This window comes from Vibrio sp. Vb1166, from assembly GCF_033338695.1.
GTDB lineage: Bacteria > Pseudomonadota > Gammaproteobacteria > Enterobacterales > Vibrionaceae > Vibrio > Vibrio alginolyticus.
In genome coordinates this window covers 60,913-83,543 of sequence record NZ_JAWOTE010000002.1, presented here as the reverse complement: position 1 = coordinate 83,543, position 22,631 = coordinate 60,913, and the positions used below count along the sequence as shown (strand labels likewise).

25 protein-coding genes and 2 tRNA genes are annotated in these 22,631 nt (G+C 43.2%); 9 read left to right on the top strand and 18 right to left on the bottom strand.

The annotated features are described in order from the left end of the window. Nucleotides 1-9: 9 nt before the first annotated feature. The 3 genes from oppB to R7E51_RS02810 all read right to left on the bottom strand — a co-directional run bounded on the left by oppB (nt 10) and on the right by R7E51_RS02810 (nt 4,056). A complete protein-coding gene (gene oppB / locus R7E51_RS02820; protein WP_005377838.1) occupies nt 10-930 on the bottom strand; it encodes an oligopeptide ABC transporter permease OppB in 921 nt (306 codons plus the stop codon). A 144-nt stretch (nt 931-1,074) separates the two neighbouring features. Then, nucleotides 1,075-2,685 carry a peptide ABC transporter substrate-binding protein gene (locus tag R7E51_RS02815; protein ID WP_206957297.1) on the bottom strand — a complete coding sequence of 537 codons (1,611 nt, stop codon included), beginning with the start codon at nt 2,683-2,685 and terminating at the stop codon, nt 1,075-1,077. A 264-nt stretch (nt 2,686-2,949) separates the two neighbouring features. Beyond that, the gene (locus R7E51_RS02810) at nt 2,950-4,056 is read right to left on the bottom strand and encodes a M20/M25/M40 family metallo-hydrolase (RefSeq protein ID WP_136976262.1); all 1,107 of its coding nucleotides are present in this window, start codon (nt 4,054-4,056) and stop codon (nt 2,950-2,952) included. A gap of 538 nt (nt 4,057-4,594) precedes the next feature. Between R7E51_RS02810 and hppD the strand changes: the two genes are divergently transcribed. From hppD to R7E51_RS02770, 8 genes are all read left to right on the top strand, one after another. Continuing rightward, nucleotides 4,595-5,668 carry a 4-hydroxyphenylpyruvate dioxygenase gene (gene hppD, locus R7E51_RS02805; RefSeq protein WP_005388950.1) on the top strand — a complete coding sequence of 358 codons (1,074 nt, stop codon included), beginning with the start codon at nt 4,595-4,597 and terminating at the stop codon, nt 5,666-5,668. Further along, nucleotides 5,661-6,791 carry a homogentisate 1,2-dioxygenase gene (locus tag R7E51_RS02800; RefSeq protein ID WP_042521907.1) on the top strand — a complete coding sequence of 377 codons (1,131 nt, stop codon included), beginning with the start codon at nt 5,661-5,663 and terminating at the stop codon, nt 6,789-6,791. Before hppD ends, R7E51_RS02800 begins: the two co-directional genes overlap by 8 nt. Nucleotides 6,792-6,800: 9 nt before the next feature. Further along, nucleotides 6,801-7,838, top strand: coding sequence for a fumarylacetoacetate hydrolase family protein (locus R7E51_RS02795; RefSeq protein ID WP_114322409.1), 1,038 nt, complete (start codon nt 6,801-6,803; stop codon nt 7,836-7,838). A gap of 21 nt (nt 7,839-7,859) precedes the next feature. Beyond that, complete coding sequence (maiA, locus tag R7E51_RS02790; protein WP_206957294.1) at nt 7,860-8,528, top strand: maleylacetoacetate isomerase; 669 nt, start codon at nt 7,860-7,862, stop codon at nt 8,526-8,528. A 195-nt stretch (nt 8,529-8,723) separates the two neighbouring features. Next, nucleotides 8,724-9,383 (top strand): DUF2726 domain-containing protein, encoded by a 660-nt coding sequence (locus tag R7E51_RS02785; RefSeq protein ID WP_005377831.1) that lies wholly within the window; start codon nt 8,724-8,726, stop codon nt 9,381-9,383. 119 nt (nt 9,384-9,502) lie between these two features. Next, on the top strand, nt 9,503-9,841 hold the full coding sequence (locus R7E51_RS02780) for a hypothetical protein (RefSeq protein WP_005377830.1): 339 nt from the start codon (nt 9,503-9,505) through the stop codon (nt 9,839-9,841). A gap of 179 nt (nt 9,842-10,020) precedes the next feature. Then, nucleotides 10,021-10,097: transfer RNA gene (locus tag R7E51_RS02775), tRNA-Val, on the top strand. 33 nt (nt 10,098-10,130) lie between these two features. After that, a tRNA-Val gene (locus R7E51_RS02770) sits at nt 10,131-10,207 on the top strand. 258 nt (nt 10,208-10,465) lie between these two features. On the opposite strand, the gene R7E51_RS02765 is transcribed toward R7E51_RS02770, so the two are convergent. From R7E51_RS02765 to R7E51_RS02695, 15 genes are all read right to left on the bottom strand, one after another. Beyond that, a complete protein-coding gene (locus tag R7E51_RS02765; protein ID WP_017820907.1) occupies nt 10,466-10,696 on the bottom strand; it encodes a hypothetical protein in 231 nt (76 codons plus the stop codon). Nucleotides 10,697-10,825: 129 nt separating this feature from the next. After that, nucleotides 10,826-11,464, bottom strand: coding sequence for a DJ-1/PfpI family protein (locus R7E51_RS02760; protein ID WP_017820908.1), 639 nt, complete (start codon nt 11,462-11,464; stop codon nt 10,826-10,828). Between the two features lie 165 nt (nt 11,465-11,629). Beyond that, entirely contained in the window at nt 11,630-12,028 is a 399-nt protein-coding gene (locus R7E51_RS02755) for a VOC family protein (RefSeq protein WP_017820909.1), read from the bottom strand. A 205-nt stretch (nt 12,029-12,233) separates the two neighbouring features. Further along, on the bottom strand, nt 12,234-12,872 hold the full coding sequence (locus tag R7E51_RS02750) for a hypothetical protein (protein ID WP_206957291.1): 639 nt from the start codon (nt 12,870-12,872) through the stop codon (nt 12,234-12,236). Nucleotides 12,873-12,998: 126 nt separating this feature from the next. Further along, entirely contained in the window at nt 12,999-13,448 is a 450-nt protein-coding gene (locus tag R7E51_RS02745) for a nuclear transport factor 2 family protein (protein ID WP_005377826.1), read from the bottom strand. Between the two features lie 163 nt (nt 13,449-13,611). After that, the gene (locus R7E51_RS02740) at nt 13,612-14,001 is read right to left on the bottom strand and encodes a lysozyme inhibitor LprI family protein (RefSeq protein WP_065274430.1); all 390 of its coding nucleotides are present in this window, start codon (nt 13,999-14,001) and stop codon (nt 13,612-13,614) included. A gap of 404 nt (nt 14,002-14,405) precedes the next feature. After that, the gene (locus tag R7E51_RS02735; protein ID WP_005377824.1) at nt 14,406-14,657 is read right to left on the bottom strand and encodes a TIGR03643 family protein; all 252 of its coding nucleotides are present in this window, start codon (nt 14,655-14,657) and stop codon (nt 14,406-14,408) included. 98 nt (nt 14,658-14,755) lie between these two features. Continuing rightward, entirely contained in the window at nt 14,756-15,256 is a 501-nt protein-coding gene (locus R7E51_RS02730; RefSeq protein ID WP_053306918.1) for a GNAT family N-acetyltransferase, read from the bottom strand. Between the two features lie 150 nt (nt 15,257-15,406). Then, on the bottom strand, nt 15,407-15,787 hold the full coding sequence (locus tag R7E51_RS02725; RefSeq protein ID WP_206957289.1) for a hypothetical protein: 381 nt from the start codon (nt 15,785-15,787) through the stop codon (nt 15,407-15,409). Nucleotides 15,788-15,940: 153 nt separating this feature from the next. Continuing rightward, a complete protein-coding gene (locus R7E51_RS02720) occupies nt 15,941-16,345 on the bottom strand; it encodes a DUF1801 domain-containing protein (protein WP_017633973.1) in 405 nt (134 codons plus the stop codon). Between the two features lie 141 nt (nt 16,346-16,486). Beyond that, nucleotides 16,487-16,819 carry a YnfA family protein gene (locus tag R7E51_RS02715; RefSeq protein WP_005377819.1) on the bottom strand — a complete coding sequence of 111 codons (333 nt, stop codon included), beginning with the start codon at nt 16,817-16,819 and terminating at the stop codon, nt 16,487-16,489. Between the two features lie 64 nt (nt 16,820-16,883). Further along, entirely contained in the window at nt 16,884-17,351 is a 468-nt protein-coding gene (locus R7E51_RS02710; protein WP_005385757.1) for an Sbal_3080 family lipoprotein, read from the bottom strand. Between the two features lie 418 nt (nt 17,352-17,769). After that, nucleotides 17,770-18,453: a DUF4336 domain-containing protein gene (locus tag R7E51_RS02705; RefSeq protein ID WP_186584308.1), complete on the bottom strand. Its 684-nt coding sequence runs from the start codon at nt 18,451-18,453 to the stop codon at nt 17,770-17,772. A gap of 249 nt (nt 18,454-18,702) precedes the next feature. Continuing rightward, nucleotides 18,703-20,178, bottom strand: a complete 1,476-nt coding sequence (locus R7E51_RS02700; RefSeq protein WP_054576461.1) for a Na+/H+ antiporter NhaC family protein — start codon at nt 20,176-20,178, stop codon at nt 18,703-18,705. An 18-nt stretch (nt 20,179-20,196) separates the two neighbouring features. After that, nucleotides 20,197-21,540: a glutamine synthetase family protein gene (locus tag R7E51_RS02695; protein ID WP_053350396.1), complete on the bottom strand. Its 1,344-nt coding sequence runs from the start codon at nt 21,538-21,540 to the stop codon at nt 20,197-20,199. Nucleotides 21,541-21,880: 340 nt separating this feature from the next. Between R7E51_RS02695 and R7E51_RS02690 the strand changes: the two genes are divergently transcribed. Next, a complete protein-coding gene (locus tag R7E51_RS02690; protein ID WP_206957287.1) occupies nt 21,881-22,627 on the top strand; it encodes a gamma-glutamyl-gamma-aminobutyrate hydrolase family protein in 747 nt (248 codons plus the stop codon). Nucleotides 22,628-22,631: the final 4 nt, after the last annotated feature.

Sequence of the window (22,631 nt, the reverse complement as noted above, 5' to 3'; positions counted from 1 at the left end):
GCCGGACTCCTAAACGCGTATACGAGGGTCGATAATCGTATATAGCAAGTCGACCACAAGGTTAAAGAAGATAGTGAGTGAAGCGACAATCAGAGTAATGCCCATTACTAGGCCGTAGTCGCGGTTGAGAGCCCCAGACACAAAGTGTTGTCCCATGCCACCTGTACCAAAGAAAATGTCGATAATTACCGAGCCTGTCACGACAGACACAAACGCAGGGCCGAGCATCGCAACGACGGGAATCAGGGATGGTCGCAAAGCGTGATGGAATAAAATGTAGGTTGTGGACAAACCTTTGGCCTTTGCCGTTCGAATGTATGGTTGGTTGAGTGTTTCAATCATTGCGCCACGCATGACGCGTGCAATACTCGCAATGGAGCCAATCGCCAGGCTGAGCACGGGAAGAACAAGAAAAGCCAGCTTTCCTCCTTCCCAACCACCAGCAGGGAACCAGCCGAGCTGAATAGCGAAAATCATGACTAAAACTGGAGCAAGCACGAAAGCCGGAACCACAACTCCAGTCATCGAAAGTGTCATCAGGCCGTAATCTAGGCGGCTATTTCGGTTCAATGCCGCAATGGTGCCAAGCAACATGCCAAGTGGAACGGAAATACAAAAAGAGAGTACGCCTAATACTGCTGAAACAGGCCATGATTGTGCGACGAGCTGTGTAACACTGAAGTCTTGATAAACGAAGCTCGGACCGAGATCTCCTTGTATGAAATTACCAATGTAAATCCAAAACTGAGTAAGGAAGGGCTGGTCCAAATGGAATTTTGCTTCGATATTAGCACGTACCACTTCTGGCATAGGCCGTTCCATATCAAATGGTCCCCCTGGTGCAATGTGCATCAGCCAAAATGATACGAGTGCGATGAATAGAAGCGTGGGGATAGCGATAGCTAATCGCTTAACAATGTACCAAATCATGATCCATCATCCTTTGGTCATCCGAAATCACTTCGAACGGTTATGAATAAAAAATGGTCTGAGCTCAGGTTGCCTTCTCCACCGAGAGATATGAGGAACGGCAAGTAAACATTGAACTTGCCGACTCAGACCGAAAACATGCTTTTAGTGGGCTTTTACATAGACATTCTTGCGGTAGTACGACGACTCAGGGTTTGTCAGTTCGTAGCCGCCCACATAAGGCTTGATGAGGTATTGATCGTTACCCGGACGATAAATAGGAATAATGGCCATGTCTTCAATCAGCATGCTTTCTGCTTGTAAATACAGTTCTGATGGGTTGCTCATGGTCTTTGAGCGAGCCATTAACTCGTCGTATTGCGGGTTGTTATAACGAGAATCGTTGTACTCGCCACTAGAAACGAAGATATCCAACCATGTAGAGGCTTCATTGTAGTCGGCCGTCCAGCCGCCGCGAGTAATGTCGGTCGGCTCTTTAAGTGCGTAGAACACTTTCGGTTCTAGCTGTTTTATCGTGACTTGCGCACCCAATCGGCTTTTCCACATGCCTGCCATGGTGGTTGCCATTTTTACGTCCATCGAGAAAGTTGGTACGGTAAACGTTAACTTAAGCGGATTGCTTTTATCGTATCCAGCTTCTGACAGTAATTGCTGCGCTTTTTCGATACGTTTATGGCGGTTCCAAGTTGCGAACTCAGGAGTGTGAGATTTAAAACCATCTGTTTGAGGTGGCACAAGGGTATACATTGGAACCCCACCGTTTCTCAAAATAGCACTCGTTAACAGTTGACGGTCAATGGCATATGAGAGGGCTTTACGAACCCGCACGTCTTTTGTTGGCCCTTGTTGAGTGTTGAGGTAATAGAATGTGGAGCCAAGAGACGCACTGGTGCTTGCCACTTCTTGTGGGCGTTGTTGAATTAACTTTTTCTTCTGAGCGGCAGGAATGGAAACCGCTTGGTCTATCTCACCGGCTAGGTAGCGGTTTAGCACTACGTTTGCATCACCAATTGGTAGCCAGGTGACTTTTTCCAGCACTACATTGCTTGAGTCCCAATAATGTGTATTTTTAACCATCACCAGTTTTTCGTTAACTTTCCATTCAGAGACAGTAAACGCACCATTTGTAACTATATGTTCTGGCTGGGTCCAACGGTTGCCATGTTTTTCAATGGTCGCTTTATGAACGGGGGCAAGCACTGGATGACTTAATAGTTTCGTAAAGAAGGGAATAGGCTCTTCGAGTGTTACCTGGAACGTTTTTTCATCCAGCGCCTTCACGCCCAAAGACTCAGGCTCGGCTTCGCCCTTCATAATGGCTTGCGAGTTTTCGATATTTGGAATGGCCGCAAACCAAGCGTACGGTGAAGCAGTGCTTGGATTCAGTAAGCGTTGCCAGCTGTAGACAAAATCTTGTGCAGTGACCGTTTCGCCATTTGACCATTTTGCATCACGTAAGTGGAAGGTATAAACTGTATTGTTGTCATTGACTGACCAAGATTCAGCAACACCAGGAATGGTTTTACCTTGCTTATCTTGAATGACCAGACCTTCAAACAGGTCTCGACCGAGATTGAAAGCGGGCTCTGCGGCTTGCTTGGCTGGGTCAATAGAAGTAACTTCAGCCCCATTGTTTAGCGTAATTTCTTGTGTCTCATCGAGGGTCACACCTACGGGATACGGCGCGGCATAGCTTGATGTTGCCAGTATTGGACTCATCATCGACGCTAATAAAAGCAACTTAGGTAATTTCATCCTTGTCTCACTCTTTTCATCCTGAAAGATGCCAAAAATGTATATTGTATAAATTGTCTACACAATCGAGTTTTAACATTACTGTAACAGGGTGTCAGGTGTTGAGCTGTCTGGTCTCAAAAAGTGAGCTAGGGGAATTTCTTTGAAGATCTGATATCAAGTTGGCATGACGGGAAGTAATTTTGCTTCGATACAAATTAAAATCCCCTTCAAGCACAGGCTAGAAGGGGAAGATAGTCAGTCTGCTCTTCAAAAGGCACGACGTTAACTGACTAGGAAATGTTTCACGAACTCAGTGATTTTGACCATATCACTTACCGCGATAAACTCTTCTGTCGTGTGTACTTTTGCCATGCCAGTTGAAAGGTTGACCGTTGTGAGACCTTTCTTGTTAAAGTTATTGGCATCGCTACCGCCGCCAGTGCCTTTTGTGAAGGCGTCAATTCCCAACTCTGAAAACGCTGTTTTTATAGCGTTTACGTGTGGGTGGTTTTCTTCAATAACAAAAGCGTCGTAGGCTCGGCTAGATTCAATTTCGACTTCTGCACCGTGTTTTTTACAGACAGACTCTAATGTTGAGATCATATGATTGACCTGAGCATCTAGTTTATCGCCATTCAGGGAGCGTGCTTCTGCCACGATTTTTAATTCAGGCATAACAATGTTTGTGGCCTGACCGCCGTTAACCATACCGATGTTGGCTGTCGTTTCTTCGTCGATGCGAAGTAGCTTCATTTGGTTGATAGCATCAGCCGCCACCATGATCGCACTGATGCCTTCTTCTGGCGCAAGCCCTGCGTGTGCTGGTCGACCTTTGATTTTTGCCATGATCTTTTGCTGGCCTGGGGCTGCGGTCACAATGGTGCCAATAGGGCCACCCGTATCTAACACGATTGCTTCCGTTGAAGTGACGTGTGACATATCGAAGTATTGTGAACCGAATAAACCGCCTTCTTCATACACGGTGAAAGCAAGTTCTAACGTTTTGTGCTCACGGTTTTCCGCTTGAATACAACGAACGGCTTCCATGATGGCAGCAATACCAGATTTATCATCGCCACCAAGAATCGTATTGCCTTTTGAACGGATAACGCCGTCTTCGATGATTGGCTCAATGCCAATACCTGGAGTGACCGTATCCATATGACAGCTCATTAGAATAGAGCCGTCTTTTTTGCCGTCTAAACGGGCGTACACGTTAAAACCGTTAGAAATGTGCTCAGGTACTGGAAGTTTGCGTACGGTAAAGCCTAGCTCGCCTAGCTGTTCTGCCAGTGTTTCTGCAATTTGTTTTTCGTTTTTTGATTCGCTGTCGATACGTACTAGTTGGCAAAAGTGTTCAACTAAGCGTTCTTGATTGATGTGTGTCATTAGATGTCTCTTTTTCTGATCGAGCGTGAAGCCTTGTGGCTCGGCTCGATAGGGAACAGAGCACCACTTATGGCACAGTTACTTTTGAATAAAACTGAGGTGAATCAATAAAGGGGTATCCATGACACGATTCTGACCAATGAGCCTTTCGAACTGTATGAAGCGTCACGAAACATTACTTTTGATGTTTTGCAGGATCAAATGAATAAATCGGATAGAGATAGGGTGCAATAGACTTTCCATCCCCTTTTGCTTTTTGAGCTACGTTGCCAAGATAAAATGCCAAAGTAACAACTTGTTTACATTTTATGTGGTGGCGTAAAGCCGAAAATATCAATCTAATATATTGAAAATAAGCAGTTTGTTTGATGTTTACGAAAGTGGGTTCGATGCGTTCTCTGTGTGTAACATATATTTTACAATTATGCGTAAAAATCGCCAAGATAAAGATTTCTCCCCACGTATTCCAATTTCTCAAGACCTGCGCCAAGTTAGAAAAATAAGTCCAAACAAAAGCTACTGAGACAAGGAGAAAGTCATGGTTGATGCATATAACCCACTAGGAACAGACGGATTTGAGTTTGTTGAATATACTGCTGCTGACAACAAAGGCATTCAACAGCTTAAAGATCTGTTTATATCGTTAGGTTTTGCGGAGATTGCAAAGCATCGCTCAAAAGAAGCGTGGTTATATCGACAAGGTGACATTAGCTTTATTGTGAATGCGCAGCCGCATAGCCAAGCTGAGGGATTCGCCAAAGTTCACGGTCCGTCGGTTTGTGGCATGGCATTTCGTGTGAAAGACGCCACAGTTGCTCTGGCGCATGCGTTAGAGAAAGGCGGTAAAGAATATAAAACGGAAATTGGGCCGATGGAGCTAAGCATTCCTGCTATTTATGGCATCGGTGAAAGCTTGCTTTATTTTGTCGACCGTTATGGAAAGCAGAGTATTTATGATGTCGATTTTCGTTTTTATGATGATGCTGATGAACGTTTATCAAAAGCGAATGTTGGTCTTTACGAAATCGACCACTTAACGCACAACGTTAAGCAAGGCAACATGGATGTCTGGTCTGGTTTCTATGAGCGCATTGGTAACTTCCGCGAAATTCGTTATTTCGATATCGAAGGTAAGCTGACTGGTCTTGTCAGCCGTGCGATGACCGCACCTTGCGGCAAAATCCGAATTCCTATCAATGAGTCGTCAGATGATAAATCACAGATTGAAGAGTTTATCCGTGAATACAATGGCGAAGGTATTCAACACATCGCATTGACCACTGACGACATCTACGAAACGGTCAAAACCTTGCGTGAGCGAGGCATGGACTTTATGCCAACGCCAGATACTTATTACGAGAAAGTCGATCAGCGTGTTGAAGGCCACGGTGAAGATGTAAGCAAGCTTCGTGATTTGCAGATTCTTATTGATGGTGCACCAACGAAAGATGGCATCTTGCTACAGATCTTTACTCAAACCGTTATCGGCCCTGTGTTCTTCGAAATCATCCAACGTAAAGGCAATGAAGGCTTTGGCGAGGGTAACTTCAAAGCGTTGTTTGAATCGATAGAAGAAGACCAAATTCGCCGAGGAGTATTGAGCGATGCATAAATGGATCACATTCCCTCACCGGGAGGGAGTGTGCTCTAAACAAGCACATGCTGACTTCCCGGAAGAGGCAATTTATGAACGTGAGGCAGGTCGAAGTGGCTTCTTCGGCCCCGCAACACATTTTCATCATCAACATGCCCCAACGGGGTGGTCTGAGTGGGAGGGCGAGCTACGTCCACGAGCGTTTGATTTTAATCTAGTCGAAAAAGCCAGCCATATTACCCCTTGGGCAGTCCCGCATCTATTACACAACGCGAATTGTAAAGTTCGTGTTTGGCGTATGGATGAAAAAATGGACTTCTTGGTGAGAAATGCAGATGGCGACGAACTGCTATTCATCCACCAAGGTACGGCAGATCTCTACTGTGATTATGGTCATTTGAAAGTGAGCGAAGGGGATTATGTCATGATCCCGCGCTCAACGAGCTGGCGTTTAGAACCAAGCGAGCCGATGTTCATTCTGATGATTGAAAACACCGATGCGGCTTATACATTGCCCGAAAAAGGCATGGTTGGAAACCACGCGGTGTTTGATCCGGCGGTTTTAGAAACGCCGTCGATCAACGATCAGTTCCGTGCTCAATATTCTGAGAATCAAACACAGGTTCAGGTGAAACGCCACGATAAAGTCAGTGTTATCACTTACCCATTCAACCCGCTGGATGCGATTGGGTGGCATGGTGATTTGGCGGTAGTAAAAGTGAACTGGCGTGATATTCGTCCACTTATGTCACATCGTTACCATTTACCGCCTTCTGCACATACTACATTTGTAGGAGCAGGATTTGTGGTGTGTACCTTCGTTCCTCGTCCAATTGAAAGTGATCCTGGAGCGCTCAAAGTACCGTTCTACCACAACAATGACGATTATGACGAAGTCTTGTTCTACCATGCAGGTGATTTTTTCAGCCGTGACAACATTGAAGCAGGCATGGTGACATTCCATCCAGCAGGATTTACGCATGGTCCTCACCCGAAAGCATTCAAAGCAGGGCGAGAGCATAAGAAGACTTTTGCCGACGAAGTTGCGGTCATGATTGATACGCGTCACGCACTTCAGTTTTCGGATGAGCTGGAAAAAGTAGAAAACAAAGAATACGTCTATAGCTGGCAAGAGAAGTAAGAGGCAAGGATGAAATTAGCAACCAAGAAAAATGGCACTCGTGACGGTTTGTTGATGGTCGTGAGCAAAGACTTAACGCGCTGCGTACCTGCGACAGAAATTTTCCACCCTATGAACTTAGCACCGACGATGCAGGTGGCGCTTGATAACTGGGATACGCTAGCACCGCAACTGGAAGAGCTATACGTTGCACTGAACAATGGCACGGTTGCAGGGTATGAAGAGTTTGAAGCGCACTACTGTGAGTCGCCGCTTCCTCGCGCTTATCAGTGGGCTGATGGCAGTGCTTACGTAAACCACGTTGAGTTGGTTCGAAAAGCTCGCGGCGCTGAAATGCCAGAGAGTTTTTGGACGGACCCGTTGATGTACCAAGGAGGCTCTGATGCCTTTATTGGACCTTGTGACAACATCGAGTTTGCGAGTGATGAATGGGGTATTGATTTCGAAGGTGAAGTTGCTGTGGTAACTGGTGACGTACCAATGGGCGCGAGTGTTGCAGAGGCTCAGGAGTCGATTCGTTTGATCATGCTGGTGAATGATGTCTCACTGCGCGGTCTAATTCCGGCAGAGTTAGCTAAAGGGTTTGGTTTTTTCCAATCTAAACCTTCTTCTGCGTTTTCTCCTGTGGCAGTAACACCTGACGAACTAGGCGATGCGTGGTACGAAAACAAAGTGCATTTACCACTGGTCTCGACATACAACCACAAGCCGTTTGGTCGCCCAAATGCGGGTATCGATATGACGTTTGATTTTGCAGACTTAATTGTTCATGCGACTAAAACGCGCCCGCTATCTGCTGGGGCAATTATAGGTTCTGGCACGGTCTCTAATAAGCAAGGCGCCGAATATGGCACTTCGATTGAGGAGGGTGGTGTTGGTTATTCATGTATCGCGGAAGTTCGCATGATTGAAACCATTCGTGATGGTAAGCCGTCGACTAACTTCATGTCGTTTGGAGATTCAATTAGATTGGAAATGTTCGATGCGGATGGCAACAACATATTCGGTTCGATTGACCAACAAGTTAGCCAATATCTCAAGCACTAACAGTGCTGGTTGGGAGACGATATGAGCGATAGCATGATTTTATACGGATACTGGCGATCATCGGCGGCATATCGTGTGCGTATTTGCTTGAATCTTAAAGAGTTATCGTATGATTCAAAATCGGTACACTTGGTGCGCAATGGTGGCGAACAACACAGTGACGAGTACCATGAGTTAAACGCTTCTGAACTGGTTCCTTTGCTAGTGGATGGGGAGGTTCAGTTAACCCAGTCACTGGCGATCATTCAATACTTAGAAGAACACTACCCGGATGTCACTGTGATCCCCGAGCAAACGCCGCTTCGATACCAAGCGCAAGCTTTGGCTCAGGATATTGCAATGGAGATTCATCCCCTGAATAACTTAAGAGTTCTACAGTATTTAGAGGGGGAGCTAGCTTGCGAACCAGAGCGCAAAGTCGCTTGGATTCATCACTGGATCCACAAAGGTTTTACAGCATTAGAAGAGAAACTTCAGAAGCATCGTAAACTAAATGGTGATTGCAAGTTTAGCCTGACAAGCTCGCCATCTATTGTCGATATTTGTCTGGTACCACAATTTTATAACGCACAACGCTTTGGTGTAGATACTTCTCTTTATCCAACCATTAACGCTGTTGTGCAGTCATGCAATCAACTGCCAGCTTTTATTGATGCGATGCCAGAGAATCAGCCAGACGCTAATAGTTGATTCTTAGCATACATAATGTATTAACAAAATTTAAACGAGCCAATCCAAGTGTGTGATTGGCTCGTTTTTATTGGTGAGCAAAATTTTCTGTTTCTCGCTATCGTCGTGGCGCCTCAAAATTGCGAGGTTTTGTTGCTCTGCATAACATTTCCATTTACGCTTTGAGCAACGAGTTGTTTTGGATGCACTTTATTTATGACCAACATTTTTATCATTGTTGTTCTTCTGGTTTTATTCTTCTTTGTTATTCAAAAGTACGTGATTAAGCACGATGACACGCGTGATTATCCTTATCGCTCGAAAGGCCCTCTGCTCAGAGGTCAAGAGGGTGCGTTCTATAATGCGTTAAGAGCGGCGGTCGGGGAGCATGCCGTAGTATTCGCGAAAGTAAACATGTCCAGTTTGGTTACGCCAAAAGAAATCAAAAATAAGAAGCAGTTTTTTGTCGCGAACAATCGTATATCTCGAAGCTATTTTGATTACGTTATTTGTGACCCAAGGACACTAGAGCCGCGCGTTATCGTTGAATTGGATAATGGGCAGGAGCTAAACAAGGGTAAGATAGAAAGACAAAAGTTATTGATTCATGTTTGTAAGACGGCCAACCTGCCTTTAATCGGCGCTTCGATAAAGCACAGTTATCAAGTTGGGCGATTACGTCGTTTGCTTGCGGCACACATTGATTTGATTGAGCCCGATAAAGAAGTGCGCTTTTGCAAAAAATGCGGCAGTCCGATGATCATTAAAACCGCAAGCCAAGGTGAGTTCAAAGGGAGACGTTTCTTTACTTGTAGCCGTCAGCCGAATTGTACATACACCGAAAATTATAACGTTGTGTTTGAGGCGGACGACTAAACACGACAATTAACCAGCAGAAACAAGGGGCTTTGATTAGAGATGATCAAAGCCTTTTTTGTATCTGTCCTCAAGGCAAGACCTATACTTTGAAAAAGAGTGCAGAATAGGGCAGCCATATGCGATACGGATGGATTTTGTCAGCATTGTTCATCGCATCTAATGTTAGTGCGATACCTAATTTGAAACCACTGGAGTGTGAATTGACAGAGACACCCCAAGATCATTTCTTGTTTTACCGAGAGCAAATGGTTTACCACAGTGAGCAGTTTGTCATATTTCAAAACTTCAAAGGCAGGGTGAGCACTCAAGTGGACGTCAAAACAGGAGAGTTGATTCGTACAACCTATATCGGCGAACCATTTAAACCTAAATATCAGATTTTGTTCGGCACTTGCCCTAAGGTATCGCAAACCTTACAGATTTGGATGCTCAGTGAAGTGCCTTACGACAATTAAGTGAGATAATAAAAGTTATATAGATCACACTTTTAAACCCTGCAGGCTCAGTCCTTGTCGATAAAATCATCTGAAAACGCGTGTTGAGTTTACATTTTCGCCAAACGGTTCAAAGTTGGTAAATTTGTGCTTGCACCGTCGTTCGCTTATAGCTAATATCCTCGTCGTTCCAGAGAAATGCGTCCGTAGCTCAGCTGGTTAGAGTATCGCCTTGACATGGCGGGGGTCGGTGGTTCGAGTCCACTCGGACGCACCATTCTGAATTGAATGGTTAGGAACATAAAAATTTGGGTCCGTAGCTCAGTTGGTTAGAGTACTACCTTGACATGGTAGGGGTCGGCGATTCGAGTTCGCCCGGACCCACCAAATTTTAAAAAAGCCCACCTTTTGGTGGGCTTTTTTGTGTCTGTAATTCATTTATACTCAAATAAAACTACTTCTTTTCTTGTCCCTTGTTTTTGCTCTGCGTTAGCCCCTTGTTAAAGATAAAAGCGCACTACCTGATCCGCAACACAACCTCAAAACCCTAAATGCAATGCATAAGGTGTATACGCTTCAAACCCACTAGAGCCGTCTATAAATCATGTTGCGTGCCACTAGCCGTGGCATTAGAGACAATGACTATTAATCTAAATTATCTGGCGTGTGAAGATTGGTGCCGCATATTGTACATTTGTAGTCACCAGTCGCTTCGCCTTCCATTAATGAGCTAATTATTGCTGCAAATAGACCTGAGAAGAAACCTTTAGCTTTTTTCTCGGTCTTTTCCTGCGCTTTAGAGAAGCTTTCGTACCGATGCAGCGTTACTTCTTTACAATTACAGCAAAACGCTCTTGTCTCTTCAGAACCGTACATTTTTACCAATTGATTTACTCCCTGTAAGTTAATTTCCCCAAGTGGCGTTATGTTCAAGGGTAAGTCACACAAGACTGATGTGTGACTTACCCTAAACACTAAAACTAACGTAATGTAAAACACCACATGTTATGAATGATTATTTAACGCCTTGTTATCCGAGCTTGCTAACTCTGCTGATTGAATAGTTGTGGCAATAAGTTCTTCAAACAGCTCTAATTGCCCAGCAGGTATCAATTGATTTTGTATAGCTTTTCGTTTGTTTGAGTCAAATAGCCGCTCTGTTAACCAACCAATTAGATACATCAGTGAAAGACAGCCACCGGCCGTCGCTACATTACCGTCTATCACGAGAGGCAGATCCTGAACATCTCCTCCCATACTTTGTAGAACAGCCTTTGCATCTGGGTTTGTTGTTAATCGCTTGCCTTTTAGTAAACCGAGTTCATGGAGGATGAATGATCCCGCACAAATCGAACCTATTAGCTGCCTATTTGGATCAAGATTCAACGCTGACATAAATTCAGCATCTTTTAAAGCGGCTGGAATACCCTGTTTGCCGCTTGTAATAAGAACGACATCTTGATTCGTCACCTCAGAAAGGTGTCCGTCTGTTTTAACTTTCATACCGAGGTGGGAATGATGTTCAGATTTAGTTCCAAGTATACTTACTGTCCAACTGTCGGTTGTGCGCCCCAGCAAGTCATACATAAGAAAGAAATCGACATCCGTGAAATCATCAAATAAAACAACGCCGATTTTATACATAACATTTATCCTTTTGGACTTACTCGTAAGTCGCAAAATGTGTAGTAGGAGGGGAGGGGCATTCAATACGCAAGCTTCTACTGAGCACCTTAAACACCAAAGGCGGTGCAAACTAACAATGCCATGTGTGCCAAATCCCTATTATAAAACTTTGTTATGTTTGTTTTATGAGCCCGCCCAGAAAAACTCAACCCTAATACCACTTGGGTCGTAACACATTAAATGTTTTGCGGGTCCTGTTTTAACAAGCTCGGGACCAAACTCAATTTCGATTCCCGACGCCATAAATTGATCACGCAACTCATCGAGTTGCTTCTCAGTCTCTACCAGTAAAGCTAAGTGATGCAAACCAATATTCGTTTTTCTGTCAAATGGAGTGGCGGCATCAGCCTTAGCCGCCCATAGTGTAAGCATGATATGCCCATCACTCACAAATATTGCCGGGTAGTCTGGATTTCTTTTTACTTCACTCCAACCTAATTGTTCAGTGAAAAACTTCGCGCTTGCTTCTAGGTTAGATACGGTTAAACCTACGTGGTGTATGCCTTTTGTTAACACAGTCACTTTGTTTCCTTACTCGTTTTAATGGCTATCAAACAAAGATAACTCGATAAAAAGTAAGCATCAATACACATATATTGATTAACTTCGTCAATCTATTCGAATACGGTAATCCAACTGGAAACATAACATTGTAAACAAGAAACCCAATCTTGAACTAAAAATTAAACTTAGAGTTCATTCTTAAGTGCTGTATTAATCAAATACATTAATAGCCATAATATTTAAGCCAGCCTATAGGGCATATCATTCCATTAAAGGTTTGAATGTTCTTATTCAAGCTAACGTCTTCCAATTTGTAACAGTGAACAACATTACTAGTCGAAGTAGATGCTGGTGTTGAATACGTCACAGGTTTAGAAGCGTTTGCTTTATGTATTTCATGTGCTCGCTGCTGGTTTATCGCCACTTGATTCTTGTGATTGTTAACTTCTCGCAACCCAGATTCTAAGGGTAGGTGCCAATCCTTACATGTTGTTCCTAAACCATCATTCTGAGACTGATATTCTGATAACGCTACACGAGCTTCATTTACAGACTGATCGATATCGGACTGATCGACTAGCCAAGTAGAAAAAGAATAGTTAATGGCCTCTCGATAGTTTACGGATTGCTCTAAGCTATAAGCATCGGAGTGAAAACAGGCCTCTACCACTGCCCATTGAGTCGATAGGTTTGATAATACGTTTTCAGGTATAGGCTGAAGCTGGCTTTGCGTAGACTGGCAACCGGTTAGAAGAAAAGGGACAGGGAGTAGTTTTAGAAAAAATTTTTGGTTTATTTTAATTTTAAAATTAGTGCAATCTTTTTCATTATCATAATACAGGACGATTGAAGAAAGTAGCATTTCTATCAGTAAGGGAATATAGCTAACGCACTGATAAGGTGTGAGTAAAGCGATATCAAAGCCCTTAACACACCTTAACTACGAATACTACCGCATAACAAAGATGCTATGCGGTAGCGGTAGTATTCAGGCTTGAACAGTTTGTCGCACGTTGCTCTCGCCTGACAGCACGGAAATTCTCTCAAAATCTCGACTCGGGAAGTCAGGGTCTACGTACACAAACATACGACTTATCATTTTTCCTTCAAACTCAAATACACTACAAAAACGCCCTGTGGAAACTTTGTTGTCCGGCCAAGAGGTACCATCACTCATTACGCCGCCTTCCTGTCCTTCAACAATGACCTTGTTTCCAGCAGTCGTTATTTGAAAGCCGTCTATGTCGTGCCAGATACTAATCAACGAGCTACCAATCCTATTGCCAAACTCCACTAAGGCACTCTTTCCTTTCGCTTGCCCAAATTTAGGAAAGAAAAAATCAACATCCTCTGAGAATAGATCCAGATAGCTAGGATCACCGGCATCTATTTTCTCGAAATACTTAACTACTAGCCCAACTAAATCGTCTTTTTCCATAATTATTTCACACCCATATTAGCTTTACGCACAACGCAGGGTTAAGTAGTAAGCGGAGCGACCACTCAACCTGAACGTTTGCATCTTAAACACCGAGTACATTTAAACTGAAATTGCCAAGAGTTGCGAATCTTATTGAAGTGCTTTGTTAGATGTAATCCGTTTAGCCTACGTATACTCCATTGAAGTACTCGACGCGTTCTAACGTCATTCTTAACTTACACTCTTCAATCTGGACACCTTGCCAGGGTGAGGGTGTGGAAGACAGGCCCGTAAATTCACATTCGGCGTCTCTGTATTTTAGCCAAGCTCTTTGGGCCTTTCGAAATGGCTCTACCAGTTCGGTCTGAGACCATGTTTTCCTTAGTGCTTTTTCTTCCTCACCTATTCTAGCGATTGCTTCCTTGTAACTTTCGTTAAGCTCTTTATCTGCAGATTCCATCTTCTTTTCTACACACTGATAACCAGCCATAACGCCCCCGCCTTTTACTTTGCAGGGATCTTCAACATCATCAGAGGCCAAGCAAGGTAAAGAAACCAACGCAAACATCATAAGTAATTTGTTCAAAATTGCCTCCAAGCTCCGAGTGCTTGTTAAACCGTTATCCGCTATTTTTCCTTTTTAATCATGCAGCTTTTTATCTGTGCCTTCAAAGATAAAATAGAAGGTTAGTGATTCTAGTGCCTAAACAGAAGGTAAAAGAGATTGATACACGGATTAAATGACGCCTTAATCTGAGTTACTTTTAGTGGGCGTTTTGTATCAATCTTTTCTGTGGAATCATTAGTTTGATGGCGACTGAGGACGTTAAGATGACTCCCATTGAATTTATTATCGCCCTGAAACACCTAGGTTGAATTAAGTGGTGACTATTCCCCTCCAATCATGAAGTTGGTTCAAAGGTAGGGCGATAAATGTTGCGATTCGTAATAAAAATTTATGCCAAGTGCAGTTCGCTATCGCGGCTTATATTGAGTTGGGCAATAACCTCTAATGATGTCTGAGTTTCGTAGCTTGTTGTGTTTTGTATTGCGCCCCGAAACCCTTTTACGCCACAATTTAAAGCTACTTGATTTGAGCCGGCTACGCATAAACTGAATCACGTCGGATTCATTCAAACCAAATTGAAATTCGATAGCCTCAAATGGGGTGCGGTCTTCCCATGCCATTTCTATTATTCTTGACTCAGTTTCCGAGGTCAGTTTCATTTCAAATAACCTATTTTAGAAAAGAGATTTCTACGACGGAAATTGAGTCTTGGTTCAAATGTTCTTATATGCGTGCTTAGTGTTTAGCGACTTAACACCTACAAAAACTTCTCAATGAGGACTTCGTCTACGTATTTCCCACGAACTTTTGCATGCTTCTTCGCGGTCCCTACGATTTCGAAGCCTTGTTTGAGATAGGCTGATAACGCTCGCTCATTATCGCCGCGAACGTACGCAAATAGTTTTTCGTAACCCTTTTGTTTGGCTACTTCGAATGTCGATTTGAAAAGCTGTTTAGACACACCTTGGCCACGAGCACCGTCACTAACAAACGTACCAATTATGCCAACATGGTCAAAAGCTTTTGTATATTGTGCAAATGGCTCGATATTTTGGAAACCTATGACTTGTGAGCTATTTTCGGATAAAGCGACTGTAAACACGCCCCGTTCTGGGAAATGAGTAATGAACTCTTTTTCTTCTTCAGGTGTGAAAGGCGTATCTAATACAGTGTATAAACCTTCAATAATGATGGGGTTGAGGACGTTTGTAATGCCTTCAGCATCACCTAAAGTTACCTGACGTACAATTAAATTCATGCCACTTAGCTCCTATTAAAATTAGGGCTGCTTTGTACATGAGTTGGAGACTTGCGGCAACAAGTAACGTCATTAAGTCGTAAAGAATATACCTATTACACTTAAACGGCGGTTAATAGTGCTGATTGTTACTTTAGTATTTCTGATATATCACTTTTTAAGTGACGGCTTAACTTCTACAGAATATTTCCACATCACGATCCCGTTTTCTACAAGATCATAACTCGCGCTTTGACCCTCGGAGTTGAGCACAAATACCGACATTTCCATCCTTGACGTAGAGCCATCTTGGTTGCATGACATGGTAGCTTCAAGCTGTATACTATTTTTGCTCGGTTCTGAAAGGGTCCCTAAGTACGTGCAGCCGTCGACAAAACTGGTTTTGCTTTTTCCTTTAGAGGATATTTCAAAAGTCGGAAAAATGAATGTTGATTGAGGCTCTGTTACTACCACATTGACTTGATAGTTCGTCGCTGAAAAAGCATTGAAATGAGCTCCAAGCATAAGTAAGAACAAGATTTTTGATTTCATAAACTCTTCTTTATTTCGATATTACTAGTTTGGTTACGGCGCTATTAACGTGACCACTTAATCTAAAACTTTACTGCGGAAGCATTAAAAAGGATACAAAGGTAGAGTAGTTGAATATGGTTAATCGGCCGTAAATAGTTTTATTAAGCGATCTTACATACCTAAAAGAGGTAAGTTCTTTCGCTTTTGATAGGTTAATGCTAATTCTAAACAGGTCTTGATTGAAGCTTCTGGCAAAGGTGCTGATAAAGATAGAATTATTGCTCGATTACCCTGAAACTCAAGTGAGTCACTATACAGTTCGCGGAATGTGTCGACGAGCTTAGTTTGGCAATTAAAGAACAGATAATAACGACTAGGCGTTTTCTGTTTCCAATCCATCCTTACCGGGCTACCTGTTTTCACACTGTAGCTTGGCTCTCCCCATTTTAGAGATTCTTCAACTTCCCCCAGTTTTAATTCAGAAGCGATAGTTAAGACGATATTTCGTAGCTCTTCTATCCGAATACGCACATGTTTTGGATACTCATCAAATCTTGCCTTCACTGCATGGTTCATTAGTATCTCCTATAAATAGCGCTGTTTTGGGGTGAAGCCCAAGCGTACTTTGGCTATGTAGCAATTACGTCATAATGTTATTAATCAATAAATCTAGCACATAGCCAAAATACTAAGCGTAAGGGTTTCCCTCGGTTACGTTTAGGATGCTCTGGGTGAAAACATGATGATTGACATGCCAAGCATAGCGACAGAAACCCCCACTATGTCCCAGAGCGTTGGTCGAACGCCGTCGATACACCACAACCATAGAATTGCGACAAAAATATAGACACCACCGTAAGCGGCATAAACTCTGCCAGTTGCGGTAGGATGTAAAGATAGAAGCCAAGCAAACATAGCAAGGCATAGCGCTGCTGGTACCAAAAGCCAAACTGACTTATCTTCCTTTAACCAGAGATAAGGTAAGTAGCAGCCTAATATTTCTGCAATGGCGGTTATAAAGAAAAGCCCAATGGTTTTGACTTCAGTCACTTAAACATTCCTATCTTTCTCTACAAATATATGATGCTTGTTAAATGGGCAATTGTTCGGCTCATTACATTTCGCCCAGCTTAATCTTGGATTGAGCCTCACTCACGGTTTGTTTACCGAATAACAGATCCATCATCGAAATGATTCGTTTGTTGTCTTTACCCCATTTATCTGGATTCGCGCTGTTTGGTGCTTTAAATTCAACTTGTCCTACTTTTTCGTTATTTTTGTAGGCTTTGATCTGAGCATCAGCGATAAATGTTCTAAAATCCCAGCTCCAGCGTGATACGTAAGTAAGTGTTAGCTCAGAGCTAACAGGAGGCGTGCCGTCGCTTACGACTGTGCATTTATGGGCGGTATCCAAACACCAGTCTTGCATCGAATCTAAGAAAACATCTCGCGTGGCGTTGTCTTTTACGATGGTGATTTCCTTGCTCTGATTTTCTTTCGAGATTGTTTCTACCGTATACTTTGGTGCCGCACATGCAGCTAATAGAATAGGCAAGCTTAGAATGATGAGTTTTTTGTGCATCTTATGTCTCTTTTTTTTAAATTTATATATTCAAACAACTTCAAGATACTGAGTTCAACGAGAATAACTAACAAGCATGGCAACTGTTATTAACAAAACCTTTAGAGTAGAAGGGTTTGTTTCGGGAGTATGCCAATGTCTCGATGCAAAATAATTAGTAAGAGATTGCTATTGCGTTATGTTAACTCTTGAACTTATGTCCGTATCAATGTCCAGAATTCTTCGCATTGAAGTTTTTGAAGTGCAATTCTAACGGAATTTTAAATTGCTGCATAATGCTCAATTAAGAGGAATAGGGGAGCTTATCGTTAAACATAACGTGTAGTGCTGTAAATTCGTCCCTAAGACTAAGCTAAAAGGGCCTAATGTTTTAAAATAGCTTCTTGTCTATTCTGTTGTGTGAGTTTTCAATGTTGTCTCATACTAGCCACTTAAAAGAGCGCTGTAAGAACTCGTCTGCATTATCAAGGACGATTTCACCGTGAGCCATAACCAATATATTAGGTTTCCAAGACAGCAATTTATTTAAGTGTTTTCGAGCCTCTTGTTTGCTAAACATAAAACTTAGGCGCCAATCCAAAGGCATTTTTCCATTCGGAGCAAGAATACCGGCCCCTTTAGCCACAAACCGCTGCCAGTAGTTAAAGTCCTGGCCAGAAAAATTCTCGACGAGGTCAGTAACAATTAAGGTCTTTGAAAGTCGATGATAAAACACACACTCTTCCATTAATGGAGAGCCAGAAAATAGTTCTTGTTCAACCTCAGAGTTCCAAGCATTACCGCCTTGGTTAAGTGAAGCGTGAAAGTGTATATCACGGCACTTCTTAATGACTTCATCTGTGCCATAAACTTCTGCGCTAGGATAGGCAAATACCCATTCAGATAAGAACAAGTGGTGTAAATGATTAGGAGCGATTAAGTATTTCACTTGGCCTAGATTGTTGATTTGCTCTCTAATCGAATTTGATAACTTAATTGGACTATGAACCCAAAGGCCACCATCAGAAAGCCTAACAATAGTCATACGAGTGGTGTATGGGAGTCCTAAGAATTGGACGGGATCTCCGTCAAATATCCATATCTCATGGGCTAACTTTTTCATGTCTCTCCAACCGTTAACACTGTATTAAGGCGGCATTTTAGTTACTCAAAAGCTGCCTTGCTGCACAATAAACGCTTCGCTAAGCGTAAACCAAAAATATTAGGTTTACCAAACCCTTATTGAGTGCAGTTGTATATCTTTGAGTATTTTTATACTGAACGGGCGTAAAGTAGTTTTAAGAGGATCATTTGACTTGATAGAACAAAACCCCGCTATTTTTGAGCAGGGTTTTGCAATTAGATAAAGGGGCTAACCGATGATGAAGAAGAAAATCGCGGTTGCAACAATACCAATCAACGCATAAGGAAACTGTGTGGTTGCGTGTTGCATTGCTGTACAGCCTGAACCTTGTGCAGATAACACGGTTGAGTCACTAAAGAAACAAGAGTGGCTCCCTGCCGCTGATGCTGAAAGCAGCGCTGCAACGGTTAAGTGTAGAGGCACACCAAGCTGTTCGCCCAAAGGTAGAACAATTGGCATCGCTACTGCAAACGTTCCCCAAGACGATGCCGTTGCAAATACCAACGCGCCCGTAATCATAAAGATAATCGCAGGGAAGTAAGACGCTGACAGGTAAGGGCTGACGGTCTCAATGACATACTGCGTGACGCCCAATGAGTCGTTGACCGATTTCAACATGAAACCACCAATAACGGTCGCAAGCGGCAGTAGCATAACTTTAATGCCATCATAAACAGCTTCGAACATGTCGTTCATCGAGATCAGTTTTTGTGCGCCGTAAAAGCTAATAGTAAAGATTAACGCGACGAAAACACCAGCAAGTAGATCGATACCAAAATACCAACTTGCGGCAACAAGTACGATCATTGGTAACAAGAAGTTGACAAGGCCCATGGTTGGGTTGGTATGTGCAGATACATCGGGACCAAAGTCGACATCTGTTGCACCGTCTGGACGAACTTGACCATTCTTCGCACGCTTTTCTGCCTTTTTCATCGCGCCTAGATCTGGGACCTTTTCCATTGCAACCAGCAAAACAATCACCAGCGTTACCCAGCCGTAAGCCATGTATGGAATAGCTTCAATGTATGCTTTGATACCATCTCCCGCTTCTGCTACTCCGTTTGCTTCTAGCAAAGAACTGAAGAAAATTGCCCAAGTGGAAATTGGTACGAGGATACAGATAGGTGCGGCGGTTGAATCCACAAGATATGAGAGCTTTTCACGCGAGATTTGGTAGCCGTCCGTAACTTTTTTCATTGAGGAAGAAATTGCAATCGCATTCAAATAATCGTCGATAAAGATCAGAATACCTAACGCAAAGGTCATCAGCATCGATTGCTTACGGCTTTTTACTTTCGTGACCAGCATGTCGGAGAAGCTTAAGATACTGCCGCCTTTCTCCAAAATAGCAATTAGGCCGCCCATCAAACCACAAACGAGGATGATCCAGGCGATAGTTTCATCCATCATTACACTCATGGAAATATCAACAATCTGTTCCACCGCTTCAGTTGGGTTAAGCAGAAGAACACCGGCAATAGCGCCGCTAAAGAGGGCTTCCACAGTTCGGTGTGTTGTCAGCGCAAAGACCAATACCAACGCCGTTGGTAAAAGACTCATCCATCCGTAGGCTTCGCCTTCCTCATGGTTCAAACCGATTGTGGTAAAAAAGACAAACGTCGCAACCGAGATTAAAGAAACAATAATGTGTTGAGAGTTGATTTTAAGAGGCGCATCCAGCGCCTTGGTCTGCGTAGTCATAAAGTTCATTTCCTTTGTTTATGCCGAGTGCAACATCCAGTCGATTTCCAATGGAGTAATCGCTCGCTCAAATTCTGCGAGTTCACTCTGTTTGCAAGCTAGATACAAATCGATAAAGTCTCTTGAGATGTATTGAGCTAGCTCACTGTGCTCCAGTCGCTCTAGAGCTTCTGACATACGCAGAGGTAACTCAATTGCATCATCACTGAGAGTCGGTGGACATTGATCTTTGGTGTAGCTTTCACTCGCTAATACTGCGGAAAGTACTACTGCAGCGAGAATGTATGGGTTAACGTCAGCGCCTGCTATACGATGCTCTATACGGCGATTTTTGCTATCGCTGATAGGCACACGCAACGCAACACCGCGGTGGTTTTCTCCCCAATCGGCTTTGGTTGGGACGTAAGCGCCAGGAACAAAGCGACGGTAAGAGTTAACGTTAGGACAGATTAGGGCCATGGCATCGGATGTTTGTGACAGCATCGCTGCCATGGTTTGATAGAAGAAGGCGCTCGCTTGACCGTCTGATTGGCTAAAGTGGTTGTTACCATCTGTATCAACCAAGCTGAGATGAATGTGCATGCCATTACCCGCTTGCTCACTAAAAGGTTTCGCCATAAATGTGGCGTCAAATCCGTGCTGATGAGCGACCTGGCGAATCAAGCGTTTTGCGATGATGATTTCATCACATGCTCGAAGTACATCTTTAGAATGGTTGAAGTTGATTTCGAACTGCCCTGGTGCCGATTCAGATAGGGCTCCGGAAGTGTTTAAACCTTGTTCTAATGCAATTCGATTAAGGTCGGCCAAGAAATCAGCGTAGTCATCTAGTCCATCAAGGTCGTAAACCTCGGTATCTTTTTCTCGAGTTTTTTTCGTGGGGTTAATTGCCGTTAATGGTTCGCCATTTTCGCCGCGGGTTTTGTCTATTAAATAGAACTCCAGCTCGAGCGCGACGCAAGGATATTGGTCTTTAGCATGCAGTGTTTGCAATATAGAAGCGAGAATGTTTCGGATGAACAGTGGGTTAGGGTGCTGCCCGGTTTCATCCATCATACTAAGCAGTAGCTGACCAACTTGTTCTTTTGCCGTCGGCATTAAGGTGCCGCTGATTGGATAGCAGAGATTATCTGGTTCTCCGAGATCTTCTCCCAACCCGGCTGTTTCAACGACGTTACCTTTGGTATCTAGGGTGATGGTCGAAAGGGGGAGGGCAACACCTTTATTCAGTTTTTCTAGAGCATCTATCGGGATGCGTTTTCCTCTTGGGGTGGCATTTATATCGGTAAAGATGAGATCGATAAATTCAATATCGGGCCATTTTTGTTTAAAATTTTTTACTTCCTGTAGATACGATTCCATTTTCTTCTCCAAATAGCCTGACGAGTAGAAATTAGAAATAACCAAATTAACAAATAAATTACAGTATTCTGAGCGAGTTGTTTGTTTTTTAGGTTATTTTTAATTTAAACATGCACTTACACTGTGTCTTTGATGTTTAACGGCTGGTTTTTATGTCTTTCTGTTAACTATTTTGTAACAGTTGGTTTTGTTTTGTTCAATATAATGAGCATAAATATTCAGTTTTGAAGCCTAAAAAGTGCGTCAGATCACGTTGTGACGATAATAATGGTCATCTGTGTTGATAATTTTGTACATGGTTTGTAGGGTTTGTGTTAAATAAATTGAACATGGACATATCATGGCAGATACACACAAACCCATCATTGGTGTGGTTAGCTGCGCTAAAGAGTTGGGTGGCTATCAGATACAAGCGGTCAACGACTTTTACCTTCGCGCCATAAAGGATTTTGGAGGACTACCGATTATGTTGGCTCCCGACATGTCGGGCGATGACGTAACCACCATCCTAGACATATGTGATGGTTTTCTTTTTCCTGGCAGCCACTCTAACGTTGCGCCACATCGATACAATGCAACGCACGAAGAGAGCTACAAAGATGAAGCTCGTGATGAGCTCTCATTCACGTTAATTCGTCATGCGGTTGACCAAAACATTCCGTGCCTTGGTATTTGCCGCGGCTTTCAAGAGATGAATGTCGCACTCGGTGGCTCGTTAAACCCAGCCGTTCATGACTCCGGCTTCAATGACCATCGTGAAGCGCCTGTTGAAGATTTCGAACAAAAATACGCGCCAGCACACGCTGTGCTAGTTCAAAAACAGAGCTTATTTGAACAATGGCTGGTGCAAAATCATTGGGAAAACACCTCCTTCTTTGAAGTGAACACACTACACAACCAAGGCGTCGATCAGCTTGCTCCTCTATTACAAGTAGAAGCTAAAGCCCCGGATGGCTTGGTAGAAGCATTTAGTCTTCCTAATCAAAAATTTTTCGTTGGCGTGCAGTGGCACCCAGAATGGGAAGCAAAAACCAATCATTTCTCTCAAATTTTGTTCAATGAATTTATGATGGCTACCTCTCGTTAAACGT

Bases quoted from the DNA above. Each gene is read 5' to 3' on its own strand.
- oppB (WP_005377838.1), bottom strand. From the start codon at position 930: ATGATTTGGTACATTGTTAAGCGATTAGCTATCGCTATCCCCACGCTT.
- R7E51_RS02815 (WP_206957297.1), bottom strand. From the start codon at position 2,685: ATGAAATTACCTAAGTTGCTTTTATTAGCGTCGATGATGAGTCCAATA.
- R7E51_RS02810 (WP_136976262.1), bottom strand. From the start codon at position 4,056: ATGACACACATCAATCAAGAACGCTTAGTTGAACACTTTTGCCAACTA.
- hppD (WP_005388950.1), top strand. From the start codon at position 4,595: ATGGTTGATGCATATAACCCACTAGGAACAGACGGATTTGAGTTTGTT.
- R7E51_RS02800 (WP_042521907.1), top strand. From the start codon at position 5,661: ATGCATAAATGGATCACATTCCCTCACCGGGAGGGAGTGTGCTCTAAA.
- R7E51_RS02795 (WP_114322409.1), top strand. From the start codon at position 6,801: ATGAAATTAGCAACCAAGAAAAATGGCACTCGTGACGGTTTGTTGATG.
- maiA (WP_206957294.1), top strand. From the start codon at position 7,860: ATGAGCGATAGCATGATTTTATACGGATACTGGCGATCATCGGCGGCA.
- R7E51_RS02785 (WP_005377831.1), top strand. From the start codon at position 8,724: ATGACCAACATTTTTATCATTGTTGTTCTTCTGGTTTTATTCTTCTTT.
- R7E51_RS02780 (WP_005377830.1), top strand. From the start codon at position 9,503: ATGCGATACGGATGGATTTTGTCAGCATTGTTCATCGCATCTAATGTT.
- R7E51_RS02765 (WP_017820907.1), bottom strand. From the start codon at position 10,696: ATGTACGGTTCTGAAGAGACAAGAGCGTTTTGCTGTAATTGTAAAGAA.
- R7E51_RS02760 (WP_017820908.1), bottom strand. From the start codon at position 11,464: ATGTATAAAATCGGCGTTGTTTTATTTGATGATTTCACGGATGTCGAT.
- R7E51_RS02750 (WP_206957291.1), bottom strand. From the start codon at position 12,872: ATGCTACTTTCTTCAATCGTCCTGTATTATGATAATGAAAAAGATTGC.
- R7E51_RS02745 (WP_005377826.1), bottom strand. From the start codon at position 13,448: ATGGAAAAAGACGATTTAGTTGGGCTAGTAGTTAAGTATTTCGAGAAA.
- R7E51_RS02740 (WP_065274430.1), bottom strand. From the start codon at position 14,001: ATGATGTTTGCGTTGGTTTCTTTACCTTGCTTGGCCTCTGATGATGTT.
- R7E51_RS02735 (WP_005377824.1), bottom strand. From the start codon at position 14,657: ATGAAACTGACCTCGGAAACTGAGTCAAGAATAATAGAAATGGCATGG.
- R7E51_RS02730 (WP_053306918.1), bottom strand. From the start codon at position 15,256: ATGAATTTAATTGTACGTCAGGTAACTTTAGGTGATGCTGAAGGCATT.
- R7E51_RS02725 (WP_206957289.1), bottom strand. From the start codon at position 15,787: ATGAAATCAAAAATCTTGTTCTTACTTATGCTTGGAGCTCATTTCAAT.
- R7E51_RS02720 (WP_017633973.1), bottom strand. From the start codon at position 16,345: ATGAACCATGCAGTGAAGGCAAGATTTGATGAGTATCCAAAACATGTG.
- R7E51_RS02710 (WP_005385757.1), bottom strand. From the start codon at position 17,351: ATGCACAAAAAACTCATCATTCTAAGCTTGCCTATTCTATTAGCTGCA.
- R7E51_RS02705 (WP_186584308.1), bottom strand. From the start codon at position 18,453: ATGAAAAAGTTAGCCCATGAGATATGGATATTTGACGGAGATCCCGTC.
- R7E51_RS02700 (WP_054576461.1), bottom strand. From the start codon at position 20,178: ATGACTACGCAGACCAAGGCGCTGGATGCGCCTCTTAAAATCAACTCT.
- R7E51_RS02695 (WP_053350396.1), bottom strand. From the start codon at position 21,540: ATGGAATCGTATCTACAGGAAGTAAAAAATTTTAAACAAAAATGGCCC.
- R7E51_RS02690 (WP_206957287.1), top strand. From the start codon at position 21,881: ATGGCAGATACACACAAACCCATCATTGGTGTGGTTAGCTGCGCTAAA.